This is a genomic window from Sphingomonas sp., assembly GCF_035910975.1.
Taxonomy (GTDB): domain Bacteria; phylum Pseudomonadota; class Alphaproteobacteria; order Sphingomonadales; family Sphingomonadaceae; genus Sphingomonas.
The window spans coordinates 745,349-767,537 of the sequence record NZ_JAMHWM010000029.1 but is presented as its reverse complement, the minus strand read 5'-3'; the positions used below and the strand labels follow the sequence as shown (position 1 = coordinate 767,537).

Annotated in this window: 18 protein-coding genes, 1 tRNA gene and 1 pseudogene; 5 read left to right on the top strand and 15 right to left on the bottom strand. The window is 68.6% G+C overall.

Annotated features, from left to right (window positions below; translation table 11 throughout):
- Positions 1-19: 19 nt before the first annotated feature.
- From VYI76_RS10130 to VYI76_RS10105, 6 genes are all read right to left on the bottom strand, one after another.
- Entirely contained in the window at positions 20-1,054 is a 1,035-nt protein-coding gene (locus VYI76_RS10130) for a phytase (protein ID WP_326524627.1), read from the bottom strand.
- Positions 1,051-3,885, bottom strand: coding sequence for a TonB-dependent receptor (locus VYI76_RS10125; protein WP_326524626.1), 2,835 nt, complete (start codon positions 3,883-3,885; stop codon positions 1,051-1,053). The genes VYI76_RS10130 and VYI76_RS10125 overlap by 4 nt, the downstream gene beginning before the upstream one ends.
- A 131-nt stretch (positions 3,886-4,016) precedes the next feature.
- On the bottom strand, positions 4,017-4,973 hold the full coding sequence (locus tag VYI76_RS10120) for a DUF2891 domain-containing protein (protein ID WP_326524625.1): 957 nt from the start codon (positions 4,971-4,973) through the stop codon (positions 4,017-4,019).
- Entirely contained in the window at positions 4,963-5,907 is a 945-nt protein-coding gene (locus VYI76_RS10115; RefSeq protein ID WP_326524624.1) for a DUF979 domain-containing protein, read from the bottom strand. Before VYI76_RS10115 ends, VYI76_RS10120 begins: the two co-directional genes overlap by 11 nt.
- Positions 5,904-6,548 carry a DUF969 domain-containing protein gene (locus VYI76_RS10110; protein ID WP_326524623.1) on the bottom strand — a complete coding sequence of 215 codons (645 nt, stop codon included), beginning with the start codon at positions 6,546-6,548 and terminating at the stop codon, positions 5,904-5,906. Before VYI76_RS10110 ends, VYI76_RS10115 begins: the two co-directional genes overlap by 4 nt.
- The gene (locus VYI76_RS10105) at positions 6,548-10,093 is read right to left on the bottom strand and encodes a hydantoinase B/oxoprolinase family protein (protein WP_326525088.1); all 3,546 of its coding nucleotides are present in this window, start codon (positions 10,091-10,093) and stop codon (positions 6,548-6,550) included. Before VYI76_RS10105 ends, VYI76_RS10110 begins: the two co-directional genes overlap by 1 nt.
- A gap of 148 nt (positions 10,094-10,241) precedes the next feature.
- On the opposite strand from VYI76_RS10105, the gene VYI76_RS10100 reads away from it, so the two are divergent.
- Both VYI76_RS10100 and VYI76_RS10095 read left to right on the top strand, forming a co-directional pair.
- Positions 10,242-10,317, top strand: a tRNA-Lys gene (locus VYI76_RS10100).
- 112 nt (positions 10,318-10,429) lie between these two features.
- Positions 10,430-11,113, top strand: a complete 684-nt coding sequence (locus VYI76_RS10095) for a hypothetical protein (RefSeq protein ID WP_326524622.1) — start codon at positions 10,430-10,432, stop codon at positions 11,111-11,113.
- Here VYI76_RS10095 and VYI76_RS10090 read toward each other — a convergent pair.
- On the bottom strand, positions 11,004-12,098 hold the full coding sequence (locus tag VYI76_RS10090) for an AI-2E family transporter (RefSeq protein WP_326524621.1): 1,095 nt from the start codon (positions 12,096-12,098) through the stop codon (positions 11,004-11,006). The two genes, VYI76_RS10095 and VYI76_RS10090, sit on opposite strands and share 110 nt — an antisense overlap.
- Before the next feature lie 163 nt (positions 12,099-12,261).
- Between VYI76_RS10090 and VYI76_RS10085 the strand changes: the two genes are divergently transcribed.
- Both VYI76_RS10085 and VYI76_RS10080 read left to right on the top strand, forming a co-directional pair.
- Positions 12,262-12,654, top strand: coding sequence for an NADH:ubiquinone oxidoreductase subunit NDUFA12 (locus VYI76_RS10085; protein ID WP_326524620.1), 393 nt, complete (start codon positions 12,262-12,264; stop codon positions 12,652-12,654).
- 13 nt (positions 12,655-12,667) lie between these two features.
- Positions 12,668-13,105 (top strand): annotated as a pseudogene (locus tag VYI76_RS10080) (DUF2155 domain-containing protein); the annotation flags it as partial.
- Between the two features lie 35 nt (positions 13,106-13,140).
- Here VYI76_RS10080 and aat read toward each other — a convergent pair.
- The 4 genes from aat to VYI76_RS10060 all read right to left on the bottom strand — a co-directional run bounded on the left by aat (position 13,141) and on the right by VYI76_RS10060 (position 16,502).
- Entirely contained in the window at positions 13,141-13,890 is a 750-nt protein-coding gene (gene aat / locus VYI76_RS10075; RefSeq protein WP_326524619.1) for a leucyl/phenylalanyl-tRNA--protein transferase, read from the bottom strand.
- Positions 13,891-14,014: 124 nt separating this feature from the next.
- On the bottom strand, positions 14,015-14,419 hold the full coding sequence (locus tag VYI76_RS10070; RefSeq protein ID WP_326524618.1) for a hypothetical protein: 405 nt from the start codon (positions 14,417-14,419) through the stop codon (positions 14,015-14,017).
- A 69-nt stretch (positions 14,420-14,488) separates the two neighbouring features.
- Positions 14,489-15,922 carry an amidohydrolase family protein gene (locus tag VYI76_RS10065; protein WP_326524617.1) on the bottom strand — a complete coding sequence of 478 codons (1,434 nt, stop codon included), beginning with the start codon at positions 15,920-15,922 and terminating at the stop codon, positions 14,489-14,491.
- Positions 15,923-15,953: 31 nt separating this feature from the next.
- Positions 15,954-16,502: a DNA-deoxyinosine glycosylase gene (locus VYI76_RS10060; RefSeq protein WP_326524616.1), complete on the bottom strand. Its 549-nt coding sequence runs from the start codon at positions 16,500-16,502 to the stop codon at positions 15,954-15,956.
- On the opposite strand from VYI76_RS10060, the gene VYI76_RS10055 reads away from it, so the two are divergent.
- On the top strand, positions 16,501-17,493 hold the full coding sequence (locus VYI76_RS10055) for a cysteine synthase A (protein ID WP_326524615.1): 993 nt from the start codon (positions 16,501-16,503) through the stop codon (positions 17,491-17,493). The genes VYI76_RS10060 and VYI76_RS10055 overlap by 2 nt on opposite strands.
- Before the next feature lie 166 nt (positions 17,494-17,659).
- On the opposite strand, the gene rodA is transcribed toward VYI76_RS10055, so the two are convergent.
- The 4 genes from rodA to mreC are packed head-to-tail and all read right to left on the bottom strand — an operon-like array spanning position 17,660 to position 22,183.
- On the bottom strand, positions 17,660-18,784 hold the full coding sequence (gene rodA / locus VYI76_RS10050) for a rod shape-determining protein RodA (RefSeq protein ID WP_326525087.1): 1,125 nt from the start codon (positions 18,782-18,784) through the stop codon (positions 17,660-17,662).
- Positions 18,784-20,793, bottom strand: coding sequence for a penicillin-binding protein 2 (gene mrdA, locus VYI76_RS10045; RefSeq protein WP_443018943.1), 2,010 nt, complete (start codon positions 20,791-20,793; stop codon positions 18,784-18,786). The genes rodA and mrdA overlap by 1 nt, the downstream gene beginning before the upstream one ends.
- Before the next feature lie 2 nt (positions 20,794-20,795).
- On the bottom strand, positions 20,796-21,311 hold the full coding sequence (mreD, locus tag VYI76_RS10040) for a rod shape-determining protein MreD (protein ID WP_326524613.1): 516 nt from the start codon (positions 21,309-21,311) through the stop codon (positions 20,796-20,798).
- A complete protein-coding gene (mreC, locus tag VYI76_RS10035; RefSeq protein ID WP_326524612.1) occupies positions 21,308-22,183 on the bottom strand; it encodes a rod shape-determining protein MreC in 876 nt (291 codons plus the stop codon). Before mreC ends, mreD begins: the two co-directional genes overlap by 4 nt.
- Positions 22,184-22,189 lie beyond the last annotated feature (6 nt).

The following is a 22,189-nucleotide window of genomic DNA, read 5'->3' as shown; positions in this document are numbered from 1 at the left end:
GGTCGCGTGCCGCCGTCGCTCACTTCAGGCCGAGCGCCTCCCGGATCGTCTTCCAGCTGGCGAATTTGAAGTTCTGCGGATCGGGGCTGTTGTCGCCGTCCTGCACCACGAACAGCCCCTCGGGATAGTTCGGGCCGAAATCGCCGATCGCCAGTTCGATCCCGTCGGTCTCGCTGGTCGCGTCGATGCCGGCGCTCCCTGCGATGCGGAACCGGCCGACATAGCGGACGTCGGGCAGGCGATAGACGACATAGGCGTTGTCGCCCTGGCTGGACGCGATCAGATAGCCGCCGTCGGCGCCCTCGGGGGCAAGCGCGAGCCCTTCCGCGTCGGCGAACAGCGTCTTGCTGTCGACCCTGGGCAGCGCCTCCGCCGTCGTCGGCGCGGACGGATCGGCGTCGAAGCGCCACAGGCCGACGTCTTCCTCTGCGACATAGAGCTTGCCGGTGCGGTCGTCGACCACGCAGCCCTCGGACTGGGTGCCGAGCTTCATCGAGCGGACCGTGCGCACCACGGGCGTCGCGCCGGACACGTCGATCGAAAGCTGGTCGATGCGGCCGTCCTTCAACACGACGAAGCCGAACAGCGCCTTGTCCGATGCGCGCGTCCACAGACACATGCCGTACGCTTCGCCCGGACCGACCGGATAGCGACCCAGCGGCACCAGCTTCGCCGCCGCGGTGTCGAGCGTGAACAGCGCGACATGAGCGTTGGCGACATCGGCGCGGTCGCTGGCTGCGACGATCACGCGGCCGCCATGCTCGCGCAGATCGACGTTGTTGAGCCGCGCCGCCGGCGTGAAGCTCAGCCGCTTGCCCGCCAGCGAGTAGACGTGGATGCCGGCCTTCTTGTCGGTGCCGATCACCAGGCTCTTCGCCGGCTCGGCGGAGTTGCGCCAGATCGCTGGATCGTCGGCGGCGTCGGCCGCAGTGTCGACCGGATCGCTCTCCGCCGCCGCGGTGACGGTGGCGACGGCCACCTGATCCACGATTGGGCGCGGCGTGCCGGCCGCACAGCCGGCCAGCATCGTCGCGAGGACCAGCGCTTCCCTCACAGCTTCACCCGCACACCGCCGAACAACGAGTAGCCGAACTTCTCATATTCATACACGCGCTGACGCACGCCATAATAGCGGACGCCAGCCGAGTTGGTCAGGTTCTTGCCTTCGAAGAACAGGTTGATGCCCTTCATGAGCTGGACACTGGCGGTCGCGTCGAGTTGGCCGCGACCTTCCCAATAGAGGTCGAGCGCCGAATTGTCGGCATTGACCTCGTCCAGATAGTCGCTGCGCTTGGTGTAGGAAACCCGCAGGTTGACCGGACCCTGTTCATAGAACAGCGCCGCATTCCACATATGCTTCGACTGACCCGGCAGGGCATAGGTCTGGCGGCCGGCATAGGCCTGCGCCAGCTTCGCATCGGCCTGGGTATAGGTATAGTTGGCGAACACGCCCAGGCCGCCGAGCAGGCCGGGCAGGAACTTGAACTGCTGCTGCCAGTTCAGCTCGATCCCGTACAGCTTGCCTTCCGGCGCATTCTCCGCCTGGGTCAGGATCGCCGCCTGACCCAGATAGGTGCCCTGACGGGTGACGGTGTAGCGATAGTCGGTCAGATCCTTGTAGAAGGCGTTGGCCGAAATCACCCCCAGCGGACGGATATAATATTCGAGGCCGGCATCGACGTTGTTCGCCAGCATCGGCCGCAGGTTCGGATTGCCCAGATCGACGCGCACCGTGTTGGCATCGGTGGTCTCCAGCGCCCTGGGGACGACGGATGGGAAGTTCGGGCGGTTGATGCCGCGCCACAGCGCGAAGCGGCCGATCAGATTCTCGTTGAATGCCTGGCGCAGCGTCAGGTTGGGGAAGAATTCGGTATAGCCCGTCTTCGCCAGCGTCGGCGCAAGGCTGCCATTAGGCAGGACGCGGGTGGCGCTGGCGCGGAAATCGGTTGTTTCCACGCGCAGGCCGCCGATCACCGTGGTGTCGCCGAACTGGCCGCGCAACATGCCGAAGATGCCCATGATCTTCTCGTTCGCCAGATAGTCGGCGGTCACCGATTGCGGCATGCGGCGTTCCGACGTCGCCTTGGTACGATCGAAATAGGCGTTGGCGGCATCCTCGTCGAAGCGGCGGCCGAGATCATAGTCGAAGTTGCGGGATTCGTCGTCGCCCAGCAACTGGGCGAGCGTCTGGGTCGGCGCGGCGCTGGCGCGTCGGTCGCGCAGGCGTTCCTCGTCGGCATTGATGTCGCGGTCGCGATACTTGCCGCCGACGCTGAGCGTCACGGTGTTGGTGCCCCAGTCGATCGGGGCGTCGAAGCGGGCGAGGAACGATTTCTCTTCGGTCGCCGTGGTGTTCGACCGATAGGCGTTTTCGCGGAAGCCGAAGGTCTCGGTGCGCAGATGCTCGCCGGTCTGAAACAGCGAGTAGCGCGGCAGATCGGCGTCGCCCGAGAAATCATAGGTTATCGTCGGACGCAGCGTCGAGCGGAACAGCAGTTCGTCACGGCGCGGATAGCTCTGGTCGGACTTCGACCAAGCGCCGGTCAGCGTGATCTTGCCGCCGCCGACATTCTGTTCGAGCCCGGCCATCGCTGTCCAGATCTCGTTCAGCTGGACGCGGTGGCGGACCTGCTTCTCGATGCGGGTGTTGGTGTAGGTGGCGCTCTGGTTGGTGGCGCCTGGCTGGATCGTGCCGTCGGTCCAGATGATGCTCAGCCGGTCGCGATACTCGTCGTCCTTGAACCGGGCGTAGGAGCCGCGCACCCAGATCTTCGTCGCATCGGTCGGGCGGACCTCGAAAGCGGCGGTGCCAGCGATGCGCTCGCGCTTGGTGTCATAGTCCTTGAACAGCGTTTCGGTGATGCCGAACACGCGGTTGGTGGCGGGGCCGACCAGATCCCAGACGTTCTCGACATTGTCCGGGCGGCGGTGGGTCGAACTGTAGCTCCCCGACAGCAGCAGACCGACGGTGCGGCCGGCGAACACGTTGCTGACCGAACCCGAGGCGCGATAATCGCTGGTGCCGCCGAACTGGTTGTAGCTGGCGCCGGCCATCGCGTTCACCGCCAGCCCCTTGCGATCGAACGGCGAGCGCGTCTTGATGTTGATCGCGCCGGCGACCGAATCGGCCTCCTGATCTGGCATCAGCGATTTGCTGACTTCCAGGTTGGCGACGATGTCCGACGGCAGGGTGTCGAGATCGACCGCGCGGGTGGTCGGATCGACAGAGGCGATCGCCACGCCATCCACGGTCACCGCGCTGAATTCCGCCGGCGCGCCGCGCACATTGACGTAGCGGCCTTCGCCCTGGTCGCGCTCGATGCCGATACCGGGCGCGCGCTGCAGCGCCTCGGCGATGTTGGGATCGGGGAAGCGGCCGATCGCGTCGGCCGACAGGATGGTTGTGGTGTTGTCGGCCTGACGCTGCTGGTTGAGCGCGCGCGCCGTGGTGTCGAGCAGCGAGCCGATCACGATGACCTCGTTGCTGCCTTCCGGCATGCCGAGCGTGATCTCCACCGCCGCGGCGCGATCGGCGAAGGCGACCATGTGGTTCTGGCGCGGACGGCTGAGATAATCGAAGGTCAGCGAGACGTCGCCGTCAGCAGGAACCGCAATGGTGAAGCCGCCGTCGAGCGAGGTGGTCGTTTGCGCGCCGGTCTGATCGACCACCACGCGCACGCCGGGCAGCGCGGCTCCCGAGGGATCATAGACATGGCCCGACACGGTCGGCCCGGCGTTGGGCGTCGTTGCACCGGCACCCAGCGGCGCGGCGGTGGCGGAGGCACCGCCGGCGATCTGCGCATGCGCGATTCCGGCCGAGAAGGTTGCGAGTGCGAGCAGAGAGGCGCCCGCGAAACCGCGAGCGCGCGAAGTGATGTGAGCCACGATGATCCCCCGATGGAAATGGCGACCGGCATTCATCGCCGGCGTCTTGCCAGCGCCGATGGCGGGGGATTGCTACGCCTTCATTCTAATGGCGTGACGGATCGATGCCATTTCGATTACGAAACGATGACTCAGGTCCGGTCGTCGAGCGCCAGCAGCGCGAAAGTGGCGAGCCAGTGGCCGCCCATATAATCATCGTCGAGATGCGGCAGGCTGGCGGCGAGGTGCGCGTCGGCCAGGTCGGGGCGGCCCAGCGCGCGCCAGCACCACGCGCGGCTGAGGTTCAGTCCGTCGAGGTGCGCGATCTTGCCGTCGCTCCGGTCGGAGACATGGGCGGGGGCGAACAGAGTCGCCGGCTTGCCGTGGGCCAGGCGGGGCAGGAAGGCGCCGAACCAGTCGGCAAATTCCTGCGCGCCGAGCACCTCACGCATCAGCATCGCCTCAATCAGCGTGCCCGACAGGAAATCGTCGCCACCGGGCTCCCACGCCTGGCAGTCGCGGTCGTCGCCAAACCAGTGGCGCGCGCGATCGTCGATCAGGGCGATCAGCGCCGCATCGCGGCCGACCGCCCAGCGGCGCGCGAGGATCAGCGCGAAGGCGGTGTTGAAATGCGTGCCCGTGCGGATCGGGTAGGTCAGCTTCGGCAGGAAATCGTGGAAGCGCGCGGCGAAGGCGCGGGCGAGCGGGTCGAGCGCGCGGCCCCATGGGGCATCGTGGCGCATCGCCTCGTCATGCAGCGCCAGCAGCCAGCCCCAGCCGTAAGGTCGCTCGAAGGGGCCGGAGAAGGGGCGCGACAGATAGGCAAGTTCGCCCTCCACCTTGTCCGCCACCAGCATCGTGTCGGCGCGGGCGCGGATTTCCGCCGTTTCGTCCAGCTTCGGGAAGCGCCGCGCCAGTCGCAGCATTTGCCACCAGCCGTGGACGCAACTGTGCCAGTCGAAGCTGCCGTGGAAGATCGGGTGGAAAGCGATCGGCGGCCGCGCGTCGTCGGGGTCGGTCAGGACATGGTCCATCTTGTACGGCCATTGCTGGCCGATGTGCGAGAGGGTGAGGCGCGCGAAGCGGCCGGCGGTGTCGCTATCGAGCAAAGCCGAACCACCAGATGAAGAGGATGTTGACGGCAAGCAGCGGCAGGGCGGTGGGCACCTGCGCGCGGATGACGGCGTTCTTGTCCTTAAGGTCGAGCAACGCGGCGGGCACCAGATTGAAGTTCGCCGCCATCGGCGTCATCAGCGTGCCGCAGAAGCCGGCGAGCATCCCGATCGCCGCCACCACCGCCGGATCGCCGCCGAAATCGCCGATCAGGATCGGTACGCCGATCGCCGCGGCCATCACCGGGAACGCGGCGAAGGCGTTGCCCATCACCATCGTGAACAGCGCCATGCCGAGGCCATAGGCGAGCACGGCGGCGAACAGGCTGCCTGCCGGAATCGCGCCCTTCACCAGATCGCCGACCACATCGCCTACGCCCGCCAGGGCGAATACCGCGCCCAGACTGGCGAGCATCTGTGGCAGTATCGCGGCCCAGCCGACCCCGTCCATCAGCCGCCGGCCCTCGTCGAACGGCGTCGCTGGGGCGGGGCGGAACCAGGCATAGCCGGCGACGAGCGCGATCAACACGCCGACGGTCAGCGCGACCAAAGTCGCCTGCCTGGGATCGACGATCGCCGGTGCGGCCTTGAACAGGAATGTGCCCGCCAGCGCGACTGCGGGGATCACCAGTGCAGGCAGGAACAGTTTCTCGCGCCGCCGCGACGCCTCCGCCTGGCGCTGTTCGGGCGTGGTGGTGACGCCGGCGCCGCGCCCCATCAGGCCGAAGCCGGCGATGCCGACGATCGCCAGCACCAGCACGCCGTTGCCGAGATCGCCCAGCCGGTCGCCGAACAGGAAACTGATCGCGAGCAGGCCGTAGAAGGCGGTGTTGCCGAGCCGCTTCGCGTTGCCGCGGTCGATCGCCGACATCGCCGCGAAGGCGGTGAAGGTCAGCCCCGCGACGGTGTAGATGAAGGGCAGGCCGATCACCGCTTCAGCCTCCAGTCGAACAGCGCGAGCCGGGCGCCGTGGATGGCAAACGCGGCGATCGCCGTCGGGATCGCCCAGACCGACAGGTGCAGCGGTTCCAGGATGATGCCGTACCCCTCCAGCACGCCCTTCATCAGCAGGATCGATCCGATCGCGATGAAGATGTCCTCGCCGAAGAACAGCCCGACATTGTCGGTCGCCGCCGCCATCGCCGGCACCGTGTCGCCGCGTGCGACGCCCTGGTTGTCGGCCGCCGCTTCCGCCATCGGCGCGACCAGCGGGCGGACGGTCTGCGCATGGCCGGCGATCGAGGTGAGGCCGAGCGCGGAGGTGACCTGGCGGAACAGCAGGTAGAAGAGCAGCAGCCGCCCGACCGTGGCCCCCTTAAGCCGGCCGATCACGTGCCGCGCGCGTTCCTGAAGTCCGTGGCGTTCGAGCAGACCGATCACCGGCAGCACGATCCACACCACGCTGACGTAACGGCTGTCGTTGAACGCCTTGCCAAAGGCGGCGACGATCGCCAGCGGATCGAGCCCGGCGGCAAGGCCGGTGACTCCAGCCGCGACGGTGACGACCAGCAGCGGATTGAAGCGCAGCAGGAAGCCGAGCGCGATGACGGCGATGCCGGAGAGGACCAGCATCAGCCGTAGCCCCCGCCGCCGGGCGTCTCGATGACGAACACGTCGCCGACACCCATCTCGACGATCGCGGTGGAGCCGAGCGTCTCGACCGTTCCGTCGGCGCGCTCAACGCGGTTCGTGCCGGGCGCGCCGTCACGTCCGCCGGCCAGCCCGAACGGCGGCACGATGCGGCGGTTGCTGAGGATCGCCGCGCGCATCGCCTGGCGGAACCGGATGCGGCGCGTCGCGCCGTCACCGCCTGTGAACGCGCCGGCCCCGCCGGAACCCTTACGGATCGAGAATTCCTCGACCAGCACGGGAAAGCGCGTTTCGAGCACTTCGGGATCGGTCAGCCGGCTGTTCGTCATATGGCTCTGCACCACATCTGTCCCCGCGAAACCCGGCCCGGCGCCGCTGCCGCCCGCGATCGTCTCGTAATATTGGTGCGTGGCGTCGCCGAAGGTGAGGTTGTTCATCGTCCCCTGCGATCCCGCCATCGCGCCCAGCGCGCCGAACAGGCAGTCGGTGACGACCTGGCTGGTCTCGACATTGCCGGCGACGACGGCGGCAGGCGCGCGCGGGGCGAGCATCGATCCTTCGGGAATGTGGATCGTAACGGGGCGCAGGCAGCCGTCGTTCATCGGCACGGCCGCGTCGAGCAATGTGCGCATGACGTAGAGCACGGCCGCGCGGACGACGGCGGAAGGCGCATTGAAATTGTCGGGTCGCTGGGCGCTCGTCCCCGCGAAATCGACCGTCAGGCCGTCGCCCTCGACCGTTACCGCGACGCGGACGACTGCGCCATTATCCATCGCATAGGCAAACGCGCCGTCGGACAGCCGCCCGATCATCGCGCGCACGGCCGCCTCGGCATGATCCTGGACGTGCTCCATGTACGCGCGAACCACGTCGGTGCCGTAATCGCCGCACAGCCCGAGCAGCCCGGCGCTGCCCCGCGCACAGGCGGCGATCTGGGCCGACAGGTCGGCGATGTTCATGTCGATGTTGCGCGCCGGATGGGCGCCCGACGCCAGCAGGGCGCGGACTTCCGCCTCGCGCAGCACGCCGCCCTCGACCAGCAACACGTTGTCGAACACTATGCCCTCGTCGGCGATCGTCCGGCTGTCCGGCGGCATCGATCCCGGGCTGGTGCCGCCGACATCGGCGTGATGCCCGCGCGCCGCCACGAAGAAATCGGGCACGGTCGAGCCCGCCGCGAAGACCGGCGCGATCACCGTGATATCGGGCAGGTGCGTGCCGCCGTCATAGGGGGCGTTCAGCGCATAGACATCGCCCGGCCGGATGCCGCGCCCGTCCGCCGTCCGCCGATCCAGCACCGTGCGGATGCTCGCGCCCATCGATCCCAGGTGCACGGGGATGTGCGGCGCGTTGGCGATCAGCCTGCCGTTTGCGTCGAAGATCGCGCAACTGAAATCCAGTCGTTCGCGGATGTTCACCGACGATGCCGAATGGCGCAGCGCCGCGCCCATTTCCTCCGCGATCGCCATGAACAGGCCGGAAAATATCTCCAGCCGCACCGGATCGACGCGGGTGCCGAGCGTGGCGGTCGCCAGCGGCTGCGCGCGCGTCAGGATGATGCAGCCCTGCGCGTCGATCCGTCCAGACCACCCCGGTTCGATCACCGTCGTCGCTACCGGATCGATCACCAGCGCCGGCCCGGCAATCGTCGTGCCGGCCGCCAGGGTATCGCGGTGATGGACGGGCGTATCGTGCACCGCGCCGGCCATGCGTACCGGTACGGACGCGATGGTCGGCCGGGAAGCGGACGCGGGCGGGGGCAGGGCGGTGTCGCCTGCGGACCGGGCGATCGCCTCGACCCGCAGCATGTCGACGATCAGCGGCGCGGCAGTGGCGTAGCCGAACCGCCGCCGGTGCGCCGCGTCGAATTCCGCGCGCATCGTCGTCTCGTCGGCCAGCGCGACGTCGATCGTGCTGTCGCTCGCTGCGGGACGCAGATGGGCGCGGGCCTCGACCGCGATCGGATCGGTCACGCCCTGGCCGACCAGCGCGGCCCGTGCCGCCGCGCTCAACTCTCCAGCCGCCGCGTCGATCGCCGCGTGATCCGCGATCGCGACGCCCAGTGTCCGCTCGCGCAATTCGCGGCGGTCCGCCAGCCCCATGCCATAGGCGGACAGCACGCCCGCGAGCGGATGGATCAGCACCTGCCCGATCCCCAGCGCGTCGGCGACCAGGCAGGCATGCTGCCCGCCGGCTCCCCCGAAACAGGCGAGCGCGAAGCGCGTCACGTCGTGCCCGCGCGCCACCGACACCGCCCGGATCGCGTTCGCCATGCTGGCGACGGCGATGGCGATCAGCCCCTCGGCGGTATCCTCTGGCGCCATCGCCGCATCGGCGGCGACCTGAGCCAGGCGCACGTGCGCCGCCGATATGTCGAGCGGCTGGTCGCCGTTCGGGCCAAACACCGCCGGGAAAAGATCCGGCTGCAACTTGCCCAGCGCGACGTTGCAGTCGGTGACGGTCAGCGGCCCGCCGCGCCGGTACGCCGCCGGCCCCGGCACCGCTCCGGCCGATTGCGGCCCGACCGCCAGCCGTCCGCTCTCGAAGCGACATATCGATCCGCCGCCGGCCGCGACCGTGTGGATGCGCAGCATCGGCGCGCGCAGCCGCGTGCCGGCGACGATGCTCTCGTTGTCGCGCTCATAGGCTCCGGCGAACAGCGAGACATCGGTCGATGTGCCGCCCATGTCGAAGCCGATCACCCGCTCGAACCCCGCCGTCGTCGCGGTCTCCGCCATGCCGACGATCCCGCCGGCCGGGCCGGACAGGATCGCATCCTTGCCGCGAAAGGCATGCGCGGCGGTCAGCCCGCCCGACGACATCATGAACAGCGGCGCCTGTCCGCCGCCCAGCGCCGCCTCGAACCCCGCGACATAGCCGCGCAGTACCGGCGACAGATAGGCGTCGGCCAGCGTCGTGTCGCCGCGCCCGACCAGCTTGATAAGCGCCCCGCATTCGTGGCTGACCGATACCTGGGTAAAGCCGGCCTTGCGCGCCAGCACGGCCAGCCGCACCTCGTGCGCGGGGAAACGATAGCCGTGCATCAGTACGATCGCGATCGATCGCAGGCCGGCCGCAGCCTGCGCCGCGAGTGCCGTCCGCGCTGCGTCTTCGTCGAGCGCCGCCAGCACATCCCCCTCGGCGGTCACGCGCTCGTCGATCTCGATCACCGCGGCATGCGGCGGCGGCGGGCGGTGGATCGCCCGCGCGAAGATGTCCGGCCGGTCCTGCGTCCCGATGACGAGCGCGTCGCCGAAGCCGCGCGTGATCGCCAGCAGCGTCGGCGTGCCCGCGCGCTCCAGCAGCGCGTTGGTCGCGATCGTCGTGCCGATGCGGATGTCGCAGGGCGGCAGCGGGCCGTCCGCGATCCCGGTCAGCCGCCGGATCGCGGCGACGGCGGCGTCGTCATAGCTTTCGGGGTTTTCCGACAGCAGTTTCGCGGTACGCATCGCGCCCGACGGATCGACCGCGACCACATCGGTGAACGTGCCCCCGCGATCGATCCAGAACTGCCAGTGCCCGCCCATCGCGCGAAGACCTTCCACGCTTTTGCGTCGCCGTCGAGTGGGTGGCGGATTTCGTGCGAAAGATGTTGCAATCCCCGCCGACGATGGTAACGCGCGCCCTCCCGATCGGGACGCGGCCCCACCAAGCGCCGCTGCCACCGCCGGTCATGGACGCATAGCTCAGTTGGTAGAGCAGCTGACTCTTAATCAGCGGGTCCTTGGTTCGAGCCCAAGTGCGTCCACCAAAATCATCAGCAAAAACAGTAGCTCACTCCCTTCGGGGACAGGTCTTACACGCTGCCGCGGGTGTCGTGTAAGGGCAGTGCAAGAGCGCGCCACCATAGGGTAGAGGATGCTATGGACAATGAATCGGTCTGGCCGGAGATGGCAGCGAAGCCTGAATTTGGCTGGCTGGCTGAGGCGAAGCGCTATCTTCTCGCCGGCGAAGTGCTGCGCCAGAGCGACGAATATGAGAGTGGCAAACTGCTCGTCACGCCTACCCTGCACGTCGCTGCGCATGGCATCGAATTATTCCTCAAGGCAGCTCTGATCCGCAACGGGGCCACAGAGATTGAGGCCCGCAAGTTCGGCCACGACATCCTTGCTCTGTGGAATGACGGACGCAATCTGAACACGCGCGCCGACATTCTGACAGCCGCTGCGGAGGAATGGGAGGCAGCAAAGCAGAACCCGCATTGGAAGGATGATTTCGGCGCATTTGAAAAGGCACCGTTGGAGGAATACGTCCAGCGCCTGAGCGAGTTGCACACCAGAGAGACCGACTATGCGCTTCGCTATACCGCGGGTCGCACATCGACCACGGCGGGACCGAAGCCGCACCTCCTCAGCGCAACTTTCTATCGCATCTGCGACCGCTACCTTCGTGAGATGACCCACACATCACGGTCGCGTGGGTTCGCGACTACCCCCCTTACGCCGCCGGTAGCGTCGGCGATTCCGGCTCACGCAGGCGGGCCTGCCGCTGTTCGGTCAGGATCGACCAGCCGGTCAGGAACAGCGCGCCGGCCATCGGGCCGATGACGATGCCGCTCAGCCCCAGCACGTCGATCCCGCCCAGCGTCGTCACCAGCACCAGCCAGTCGGGCAGGCCGGTGTCGCGCCCCACCAGCATCGGGCGCAGGATATTGTCGATCAGGCCGATCACCAGGATGCCCGACAGCACCACGACCACGCCCTGCCAGACGGCGGCGGTGGCAAACAGGTAGATCGCCACCGGCACCCAGATGATCGCCGGGCCGATCGCCGGCAACAGCGCGGCGATCGCCATCAGCAGGCCCCAGAGCAGCGCGGCGGGCAGCCCGACGATCCAGAAGGTCGCCGCGCCAAGGGCACCCTGCGCCAGCGCGACCAGCCCCGATCCCTTGATCGTCGCGCGGACGACGATGACGAAACGATCGGCCAGCCGCTGCGCCACCGCCGGCTCGAACGGCAGCGCGCGGACGATCGCCGGCCCGATCCGCTCGCCGTCGCGCAGCAGGAAATAGGTGACGTAGAGCGCGACGCCGAATGCCAGCAGGAAGGCGGCGGCGTTGGCGCCGATCGAGAAGGCGCGCTGAGCGAGCAGCGACGCGCTGTCGCTCAACGCCTGCGAGATGCGGCCCTGCGCGCCCTCGAAACTGTCGAAGCCGGTGCCGTCCAGCAGGTGCTGCACCCGCATCGGCAGCGCGTCATGCACCTGCTGGAAATAGACCGCGAAGTTGATCCGCCCGTCGCGCATCTGCGCATAGACGCCCGATGCCTGATCGACGACCAGGCTGGCGACGACCATCGCCGGGATGACGACGGCGACGGTGATGACCAGCAATGTCATCGTCGCTGCCAGATTCCGCCGCCCCGGCCAATGTTCCACGAAACGCTGGAACAGGGGCTGGAACAGCAGCGCGGCCAGCGCCGCCCACAGGCAGGCGCTGATGAAGTTCGATACGATCAGCGCCAGGCCCACGGTGATGAGGCCCAGGAACAGCACGAAGCCGCCATTTTCGATACGCCGACGGCTGATCGCCATCCCATGCACTCCCGATCGCGCGCCGGCTGCTCCCGGCCGCATGCCGCCACTCGACCAGAAGCGGCGCGGGCACGCAAGCGGGTTCGGCGGCGATGGGCCGGTGGGCGCGGCGGGGCCGGAGGATCGCTTGCCCTCCACCGGGTGGCCCGCTATTCGCCCCTGCATGGGCATCAACCTCAATCCCTTCACCTGGTGGAACGGCGCGACCATCGGCACCTGGTTCGGTCTCGCCGGCAAGGCGCGGGTGGGCGAGGACGATCTGGGTAATGTCTATTACCAGGGCGGCAAGGACACCGCCGGCAATCCGCGCCGCTGGGTGATCTACAACGGATCGAACGACGCCAGCCGCGTGTCGCCCGAATGGTTCGGCTGGCTGCACCACCAGATCGACGACGTGCCCGATCGGGCGATGCCGCCGGCGCGCAGCTGGCAGCAGCCTGCGGTTCCCAACATGACCGGAACGCCGCTCGCCTATCGTCCGGCGGGCGCGCTGGAAAAGGGCGGTCGTCGCGCCGCCGCGACCGGCGATTACGAGGCGTGGACGCCCGAATCATGATTTCGGGCGCCGAATGACGCGCGCGGGCTGGCTGGCCGCCGCGGCGCTGGCCGGCTCGATCGTGGCCGGCGGCTGGTATGGCGCGACCCGGCTCGGCGCCACCGCCCCGTCCCGGACGAAGGCGGCGACACCCGCCGCCCGCCCCACACCCGCGCCGACGCCGGCCGCTCCCGTGGTGGAGGATGTCGGCGCTGCGTCCGGCGCCGGCGCCACGCCGATGGGCGAGCGCGTCGCCGTCGTCGGCTTCCTGAACAAGCGCAACGGCCAGTCCCGCGAACTGGTGATGAAGCCCGGCCAGGCGTATCGTGTCGGTGACGCCATCATCCGCCTGCGCGCCTGCGAGAAGACCGCACCGTGGGAGCAGGATCAGTTGACCGGCGCCTTCCTGCAACTCGACGTGCGCGGCACCGACCAGCGCTGGCGCCGTGCCTTCTCGGGCTGGGTGTTCAAGGAACGGCCGGCACTCAACGTCGTCCAGAGCGGCCTCTACGACGTCTGGCCCAAAAGCTGTACGATGCGCTTCCCCGCGACTGGGCCGGACACGGTGTCGGCATCGGCAGGCTCTGCCGCGCCCGCGCGATCTAGGGCGTCGAACGATCCTTCCACCACCGCCGAACCCGAGAGCAGCCCGCCCGCCGAGGGCCCGAGCGCGGCGCCCAGCAACGCGCTGTAATCGCCGCGCGGCACCTCCACCGCCCCCAGTGAGGCGAGGTGGGCCGTCTGGAACTGGCAGTCGAGCAGGGCGAACCCGCCGAAACTGAGTCGCGCGACGAGGTGGGCGAGCGCGACCTTCGACGCGTCGGTTGCGCGGCTCACCATGCTTTCGCCGAAGAAGGCGCGGCCCAGCGCCAGGCCGTAGAGCCCGCCGACCAGCGCATCGCCGTCCCACACCTCCACCGAATGGGCGAAGCCGCGGTTGTGGAGCGTGACGAAGGCCTTTTCGATCGCGCCGTTGATCCAGGTGTCGGGTCGGTCGGGCGCGGCCTGTGCGCACAGGGCGATGATCCGCTCGAAGCCGTGATCGGCGGTGACGCGGAACCGGTCGCGCAGCAGCGTCCGGCGCAGCGAGCGCGACAGGTGGAAGCCGTCGAGCGGCAGGATCGCGCGCTGTTTCGGTTCGACCCAGTAGATGCCGGGCGCGTCGCGAGCATCGGCCATCGGGAACACGCCCATCGCATAGGCGCGCAGCAGCAGATCGGGGTCGATCGTCTCGACGGGAGCGGCGGGGCGGCTCATGCGAAGGCGAGTGTGCGCCCGGCGATCGGACAAAGGCAAGGCGGACGCGCGGTGGCGCGGGCAAGAAAATGGGGCCGGCGGATCGCTCCGCCGGCCCCATGTGAATTTTTCGGGCTGCGGGCGCTTACGCCTTGCAGGTCAGGACCTTGCCGCCCGGCGCGGTGTACTTGACCGACGTCGGCGTGCCTTCGACGGTGTGGCCCTCGCCGGTCAGTGGCTGGCCGGACTCCGGTGCGGTCAGGCGGATCGGCGTGCCCGTCGGCGTGGTCTTCAGGTTGGCCAGCTTGCGGCCCTGGAAGAAGTCGACATAGACCAGTTCGTTGCCCGGCTGGCAGCGGAAGGTCACGGCCTTCTCCACCGAAGGCGGCAGCTCCACCGGCGCCGCGTTCTTCAGCTGTTCGGCCATGGGATCGGGCGCGCGGCTGTCGATCACCTCTGGCTCGTTGTTGCAGGCGGCAACGGAAAGCAGCGCAATGGCCGCGACGGCGGGAAGGATGCGGTTCGTCATAGCGGCTGCGGCTTCGCTCATGCAGCATCGTACGTCAATATCCTCCGCACCACCGATGGTGCATTTCACGACGAAACCGACTCCATCGGATCAGGATTCAGGGGTGGGAAAGGCGGCAACCCTTGCTTTCACACCGGCGAGCATGCGGTCGAGCGCGGCGCGATCGTACAGGCCGCCGCGCAGTACGACGGCGTGGATGCCGCGTGTCGCGGCGATGTCGGCCAGGGGATTGCGATCGAGCAGCAGCAGGTCGGCCGCCTTGCCGCGCACCACCGCGCCATAGCGCGCGCCCTTGCCCAGCCACGCGGGTCCGGTGATCGTCGTCGATCGCAGCGCCTGCGCCGGGGTCAGCCCATGGCGGACGTACAGCGCCAGTTCGTCGTGCAGGCCGATGCCCGGATAGTCGTAGGAATTGAGGAAACCCGCGTCGGTGCCGGCCATGATCGGCACGCCGGCCTTTGCCAGCATCGGCAGGATCGTCACCATCCTGTCGTAATGGGCATGGCGGGCGGCGACCTGCGCCGGCGTCGCCTTTGCCGCGCGTTCGACCCGCCAGTCATAGGTCTTGCGCAGGCCCGGGCCGATATAGGCTAGGTACGGGTCGCGACTGTGATCCTCGCGGTCCAGGTTGGCGATGATCCGGCTGATGTTGAGCGTAGGCGACACGACGACGCCGGTGCGGGCCAGCCTGGCATATGCCGCACGCGCGGTGGCGGGCGCGAAGCCGGCATCCAGCCGCGCGTTGGCCGCCTCGCGGTCGATCCGGCCGGCGGCGAAATCGGCAGCGATCGCCGCCTCGTCGGGCACACCGGGCTTGAAGGCATAGTCGAGGTGCTCGATCGATCCGATCCCGGCGTCGACCGCCTGCCCGACTGTCAGCGCCATCGGGATGTGGCCCGACGTCCGCAACCCCCGCGCCTTGGCCGCGCGGACGGCATAGAGGAACAACTCGGGCGTCAGCGTGCTGTCGGTGATCTTGACGAAATCGGCGCGCAGGCCCTGGAGCCTGTCGAGCGCGGCATCAATGTCGGCGCGGGTGCCCGTCTCGATCGTGCCTTTCCAGATCGGCTTCAGCCCCTCGATCTTGGGGCCGGAGGTGTAGAGCGTCGGTCCGAAAAGCCGCCCGGCTGCGATATCGTCGCGCCAGCCCAGCACCTCCATCGCCAGATCCCCCGCGCAGTCACGGACGGACGTGATGCCGTGCGCGATGTAGAGCGGCATCAGCGCCTTGTTCTCCTCGATCAGCGCCGGCCCGCCGCCGAAATGGACGTGCATGTCCCACAGGCCCGGCATCACATATCGGCCGCGCGCATCGACGCTTCGCGCCGAGCGGAAGCCGCGCGCGGTGGCGGCGTCCACGCCAACGGCGACGATCCGGTCGCCCTTTACCACCACCGCCTGCCCTGGCAGCGCGCGGCCCTGCGCGACGTCGATCACAGTCACGCCGCGCAGCACCAGGTCGGCGGTCGGAAGCGGCGCGGCGCCGAGCAGAGCGAGCGCGGGGAGGGCGAAGGCGAGTTTCATCGCCAATGCATGACCCTGCCCGCCTGCCGCGTCAAACCAGCTGGTCGCGCAACGCCAGCCACGCCGGTTGCTTCGCCGCCAGTCCGATCGTGTGGAGCGGGCTCGACGAGGGCAGCGCGATGATACGCCAGCGGTCAATGACCGGTCCCAGCAATCGCCGGCCGTGTGCCAGGGCGGTGCCGCCGTTGAAGGCGATCGCGCGAAGCTGCGGCAGCGACTCGGCCAGCCCGATCAGGTCGTTGCCGGCGATCTCGCGGATCGCCGCATCGCTGCTTCCGTCGCGGCGGGCGCTCGCCACCACGTCCCACAGCCCGACGCCAGCCCCGAGCAGCGCCGCCAGCCGCGCGTCATAATCCAGCACCGGCAGATCGATCCCCGCGACGGGCGCCATCAGCCGCCAGAACTGATTCTGCGGATGCGCATAGTAGCGTCCTGCCGCGAGTGATGCGTCGCCGGGCAGGCTGCCGCACACCAGCAGGCGGGTGCCGGCGTCGATCACCGGCGCGAAGGAGGATTTGCGCGTCACCAAGCGCTTCTTAGCATTGCCCCGCGTGGCCGCGCGCGCCATCTTGGGCGCCATGCACGCGATCCCTGATACGCTCGCCCTGATCGGCAACACCCCGCTGGTGCGGCTGAAGGGGCCGAGCGAGGCAACCGGCTGCGACATTTACGGCAAGTGCGAGTTCGCCAATCCCGGTGCGAGCGTGAAGGATCGCGCCGCGCTGTTCATCGTCGAGGATGCCGAGGACAAGGGACTGATCGCGCCGGGTGGTTGCATCGTCGAGGGGACGGCGGGCAACACCGGCATCGGGCTGGCGCTGGTCGCCAACGCCAAGGGCTATCGCACGATCATCGTGATGCCGGAGACGCAGAGCCGAGAAAAGATGGATACGCTGCGCGCGCTGGGAGCCGAGCTCGTCCTCGTGCCCGCCGCGCCCTATTCGAACCCCGGCCATTTCATCCACACCTCGCGCCGCATCGCCGAGGAGACGGCGAACGCGATCTGGGCCAACCAGTTCGACAATATCGCCAATCGCCGCGCGCACATCGTCGGCACCGCCGAAGAGATCTGGCGCCAGATGGAGGAACGGATCGACGGTTTCGTCTGCGCCGTAGGCACCGGCGGGACGCTGGCCGGGGTCGGGCTGGGACTGAAGGCGCATGACGAGGGCGTGACGATCGCGCTCGCCGATCCGCACGGCGCCGCGCTCTATGATTATTACGCCCACGGCGAATTGCGCGCCGAAGGATCGTCGGTGGCCGAAGGCATCGGGCAGGGGCGGATCACCGCCAATCTGGAAGGCGCGCCGATCGACACCCAATATCGCATTTCCGACGAGGAAGGGCTCGAATGGGTTCGCCGTCTGCTCGCCGAGGAGGGGCTGTGCCTGGGCCTGTCGTCGGGGATCAACGTCGCCGGCGCGGTGCGGCTGGCGCGCGAGCTTGGCCCGGGCAAGCGCATCGCGACCATCCTGTGCGACACCGGATTCCGCTACCTATCGACGCTCTATGACCCCAAGTGGTTGCGCGAAAAGGGCCTGAGCGTGCCGCCCGGGCGCGACAACGGCTGATCGCCGTCGATAGGTAGAGACATAGAGATTGGCCCTGGCGGTGGTTGCCGGGATTATCCCGGATTGAACTGGGCCGGGCCGCGTCTGTCGGAGGCTTGCACTCCTGAGGAGGTGGAGCCCCTTCGGGACCTTTACAGGATCAGCGACTCGCCGCCTTGTCACCGACCTACCACCCGCCGCCCGGCGCGTGCCGGGTCTGGCGGTCGATCGACATCAGCATGCCGATGCAGATCATCACCGTCATCTGCGCCGAACTGCCATAGCTGATGAAGGGCAGGGGGATGCCGACGACCGGCGCCAGGCCCATCACCATCATCAGGTTGATCGCGAAGTAGAAGAAGATCGCGGTCGCGAGGCCGCCGGCCGTCAGCCGTTCGAACCTTGTGTTCGCCCGCAGCCCCACGTTGATGCCCCAGCGGATCAGCAGCATGAAGGCGACGATCACCGCCAGCCCGCCGATCAGCCCCCATTCCTCCACCATCGTCGCGAAGGCGAAATCCGTGTGCCCCTCGGGCAGATAGTCCAGGTGGATCTGGCTGCCCTGGAGGAAACCCTTTCCGGTTAGCCCGCCCGATCCGATCGCGATCTTCGACTGGCTGATGTGATAGCCTGTGCCGAGCGGGTCGGCTTCGGGATTGAGGAAGATGGCGATGCGGTTGCGCTGATATTCGTGGAGCAGGAGATTGTAGGCCAGCGGCCCGGCGATGCCGAGCGCCATCGCCGCGCCGATGAAGATGCGCAGCGGCGTGCCCGCGAGGAACATCACCGTCACCCCGCCGCCCAGGATCATCAGCCCTGTTCCTAGATCGGGCTGGAGATAGACGAGCAGGAACGGCACGCCGACGAGGATGCCGGCCGGCACCAGCGGGCCGAACCGCCGCACCTCGACCTGCGGCAGCCCGTCGTAGAACTTCGCCATCGCCAGAATGATCATCGGCTTCATGAATTCTGATGGTTGCAGGCGGATGAAGCCGAGATCGAGCCAGCGCTGACTACCGCCGCGCACCGCGCCCAGCGTCTCGACCAGGATCAGCAGCACCAGCACGATGACGTAGCCGGGCAGCGCGATGCGGGACAACGTTCGCGGCGTCACCCGGGACAGGACGATCGCCAGCCCCAGGAACGCGCAGAACAGCGTCGCCTGGCGCAGCGCCCACGGCGTCAGGCTGCCGCCCGCGGCGGAAAACAGCACCACCCATCCGCTGACGCCGATGGCGATCACCAGGAACAGGACGCGCCACGGCAGCTGCGCGAGCGGCGCCGGGATCAGGCCGGATACCGGGGCCTTCATCATGTCGGCGGAACCTCCCCGGCGTCGGCTTCGGTCTCGGTGGAATTGGCCGTGGTGTCGGCGGCCGCGTTGGCGACCGCGCCCGATGCGGCCGCCGCGTCTGCCGGTGGCGGGGCGGGCGGAGCGTTGCGCGATGCGGCAAAGGCTGTCGCCTGCGCCGTCATGCGGGTGCGGATATCGCCGCCCCAGTCCTTTTCCAGCGCGGCGAGCTTGGCCAGCGCCCGTTCCTTGTCGAAGATATAGGTCATGATGTCGCTGGCGACGGGGGCGGCGGCGCCCGATCCGGACATGCCGTGCTCGATCACGACGGCGGCTGCGAAGCGTGGATTGGCGACCGGCGCGAAGCAGATGAACAGGCCGTGGTCGCGATATTTCCACGGCACGTTGGCGCCGCCGCGCGCCATGCCCGACAGGCGGCGGACCTGCGCCGTCCCGGTCTTGCCGCCCATCCTGATGTCGGGGAAGGGCAGGCGGCTGCGCCCGGCGGTGCCGTGGCCGTTGACCACCTCGTCCATGCCGGATCGGACGATCGCGAGATGCTCCGGGCTCATCGGCAGCGCCGCCGCCGGGGTCTCGGCGCCGAGCAGCAGGTGGGGCACGACCGCGCGGCCGGAAGCGACCCGCGCCGCCAGCACCGCCAGCTGCAACGGGCTGCCGAGCAGGAAGCCCTGGCCGATCGAGGTGTTGAGCGTATCGGCCTGGCCCCACGCCTGCTTGTGCCGGCGCAGCTTCCATTCGGCGTCGGGCACCGTGCCGTAGCGCTGCGAGGGCAGCGGCAGGTCATATTCCTGGCCCATCCCCAGCGCGCGGGCCGATCTGGCGATCGCGGCGATGCCGACCTCGCGCCCCATCGAATAGAAATAGGTGTTGCAGCTACGCGCGATCGCGGTGTGCATCGTCATCGGGCCGTGCCGCCCGAGACAGCCGAAGCGGCGGTTGCCGAGCTGGTATCCGCCGTTGCAATAGACGACGCGGCGCGGATCGATGCCGGATTCCAGGATCGCCAGCGCGGTCGCCGGCTTGAAGGTCGATCCGGGGGGGTACAGACCCTGTAGCGACTTGTTCATCAACGGGATGCGTTCGTCCTCGCGCAGCATCGTATATTCGTTGTTGCTGATGCCGTCGGAAAAGCTGTTGGGGTCATAGGCGGGCATCGACGCCATCGCCAGGATGCCCCCGGTCAGGCAGTCGAGCACCACCGCCGATCCCGATCCGGGGCCGAGCCGTCGCGCGGCATATTCCTGAAGCCCGGCATCGACCGTCAGCCGTACCGTCTCACCCGGCACGTCGGGCCGTGTCGCCAGTTCGCGTACCAGCTTGCCCCGCGCGGTGACCTCGATCCGCTTGGCGCCGGGCTTGCCGCGCAATCGGCTTTCCAGCACCTTCTCCAGCCCGTCCTTGCCCAGTTTGAAGCCGGGCGTGACGAGCAGCGGATCGCGCGTCTCGCGGTACTGCTCGGCATTGGCCATGCCAACATAGCCGGTCAGGTGCGCGACCGCCGCCCCGGCGGGATAGTTGCGCGAAAAGCCGCGCGTCGGCGCGATCCCGGGCAGCTCCGGCAGGCGCAGGCCGACGGCGGCGAACCGGTCCCAGTCGAGGTTCTCGGCCACCTGTACCGGCTGGAAACCCGCCGACCGCTTGAGCTCGGCGGCGATCCGCGCCTGTTCGTCAGGCGTCAGGTTCAGGACGTTGGCGAGCGTAGCGATAACCCGGTCCGGCGCCTCGACCCGGTCGGGGATGATATCGACGCGGAAATCGGTTCGGTTGTCGGCGATCGGCACACCCGAACGATCGACGAGCCACCCGCGCCGTGGCGGTACCAATGTGGTGTTGACGCGGTTGCTTTCGCTGAGCAGCGAATAGCGGTCGTTCTCCGCGACCGCGAGCCAGGTGAGCCGCCCGGCGAGCAACACGCCGACGCCGATCTGGAGCGTTGAGACGATCGCCGCGCGGCGTGTGAAGGTGAAGGTCTGCTTCGCTTCGTTGGCGATGGCGAAGGGATTGGCGATCCTCACCGTGCCTCGGCTCCCGGCGGCTCGGCCCGCGCGCACAACAGCGCCGCCAGCGGATAGAGCGCGGCTGAAACGGCGATCTGGAGGAGCAGCACGGTATCGACATGCGCCCCCAGCGGCGTTCCGGCAAGCCGTGATCCGATCAGGAACGCGGCGACGCCCGCCGCTGCGATCATCCAGTCCTGCCAGAAATTGCGCCACACCAGCTGGCTGTCGAGCATGTCGATCGCGATCAGCGCGAGCGTCCACAGCGACATCGCGCTGCCCAGCGGTTGCCCGCTCAGCAGATCGTCGAACAGGCCGAGCGGTACGCCGGCCCAGACCGGCAGCGCATCGGGCGAGCGCAACCGCCACGCCAGCAGCATCAGCAGGCCGAACGGCGGCAGCAGTGGCACCGGCGCGACGATGGGTATTGCCGTCAGCAACGACCCCGCCATTACCGTTGCCGCGGCGATCGCGGTGCGGCGGCGCGGGCTGGCGGGCTCGCCGAACCTCGACGGCCGTTTCGCCCTCATCTCTCCGTCTCCGGCGGCGTCGCTCGCGGCGGCGCGGGCAGGAAGGCGGGGTAGACGAATGCGAAATCGAGCGAATCGGGATCGGCGCGGGGGCGTGCCAGCGCCGCGTCCCTGGCATTGGCGGTGACGTTGGCAACCGGAATGCCGGGCGGATAGATGCCGCCGGCGCCCGAGGTGACGAACAGGTCGCCCGCGACGAACGGCGCGTTGAGCGCCCCCGCCGAGCGGATGTCGATCATCGCGTCCCCGCGCCCGGTCGCCATCGCCGGCAGGCCGTCGCGTGTCCGACGCACCGGCACCACGCTTTCCGCATCGGTCACCAGCAATACGCGCGCGGTGTTGAGCCCAGTTTCGATCACGCGGCCGATCAGCCCCTCCGGTCCACGTACCGGCTGGCCGGGCCGCACGCCCTGCATGCGGCCGGCGTTGAGCGTGGCGAAGCGTCGGGTGCTGGCAGCGGTCGAGCTGACCAGCCGGGCGGCGATGATCGGCGGGCCGTCGGCATCGCGGATCGTCAGCAGGCGGCGTAGCCGGTGGTTTTCCTGCACCATCGTGCGTGCCCGGAGCACGACGGCAGCGTCGTCCGCCCGCTGCTTCTCCAGCGCGCGGATGCGGTTGGCGCCGCCGACATGATCGCCGATGCTGCCCAGTGAGGCGGTCGAACGCCGCACCCAATGCAGCGCGCTCGATACCGGCGTCGTCAGTTCGGCCACGCTCGCGCGGACCGCCGCGAAGGCGGGGGGGTTGAACGTCGACAGCAGCACAAGGATCGCGCCGACCGCCACACCGGTGGCCGCCGCGACATAGCCGATGAAGACCCCGAATTGTGCCCGCCTGGAAAAGCCGGTGCGTCGGGCGATGGGCGGCGCCATGTCCGC

Coding starts and splice junctions, on each gene's coding strand:
- VYI76_RS10110 (WP_326524623.1), bottom strand. CDS start 6,548: ATGCTGGTCCTCTCCGGCATCGCCGTCATCGCGCTCGGCTTCCTGCTG.
- VYI76_RS10105 (WP_326525088.1), bottom strand. CDS start 10,093: ATGGGCGGGCACTGGCAGTTCTGGATCGATCGCGGGGGCACGTTCACC.
- VYI76_RS10095 (WP_326524622.1), top strand. CDS start 10,430: ATGGACAATGAATCGGTCTGGCCGGAGATGGCAGCGAAGCCTGAATTT.
- VYI76_RS10090 (WP_326524621.1), bottom strand. CDS start 12,098: ATGGCGATCAGCCGTCGGCGTATCGAAAATGGCGGCTTCGTGCTGTTC.
- VYI76_RS10085 (WP_326524620.1), top strand. CDS start 12,262: ATGGGCATCAACCTCAATCCCTTCACCTGGTGGAACGGCGCGACCATC.
- aat (WP_326524619.1), bottom strand. CDS start 13,890: ATGAGCCGCCCCGCCGCTCCCGTCGAGACGATCGACCCCGATCTGCTG.
- VYI76_RS10070 (WP_326524618.1), bottom strand. CDS start 14,419: ATGAGCGAAGCCGCAGCCGCTATGACGAACCGCATCCTTCCCGCCGTC.
- VYI76_RS10065 (WP_326524617.1), bottom strand. CDS start 15,922: ATGAAACTCGCCTTCGCCCTCCCCGCGCTCGCTCTGCTCGGCGCCGCG.
- VYI76_RS10055 (WP_326524615.1), top strand. CDS start 16,501: ATGCACGCGATCCCTGATACGCTCGCCCTGATCGGCAACACCCCGCTG.
- VYI76_RS10060 (WP_326524616.1), bottom strand. CDS start 16,502: ATGGCGCCCAAGATGGCGCGCGCGGCCACGCGGGGCAATGCTAAGAAG.
- rodA (WP_326525087.1), bottom strand. CDS start 18,784: ATGAAGGCCCCGGTATCCGGCCTGATCCCGGCGCCGCTCGCGCAGCTG.
- mreD (WP_326524613.1), bottom strand. CDS start 21,311: ATGAGGGCGAAACGGCCGTCGAGGTTCGGCGAGCCCGCCAGCCCGCGC.
- mreC (WP_326524612.1), bottom strand. CDS start 22,183: ATGGCGCCGCCCATCGCCCGACGCACCGGCTTTTCCAGGCGGGCACAA.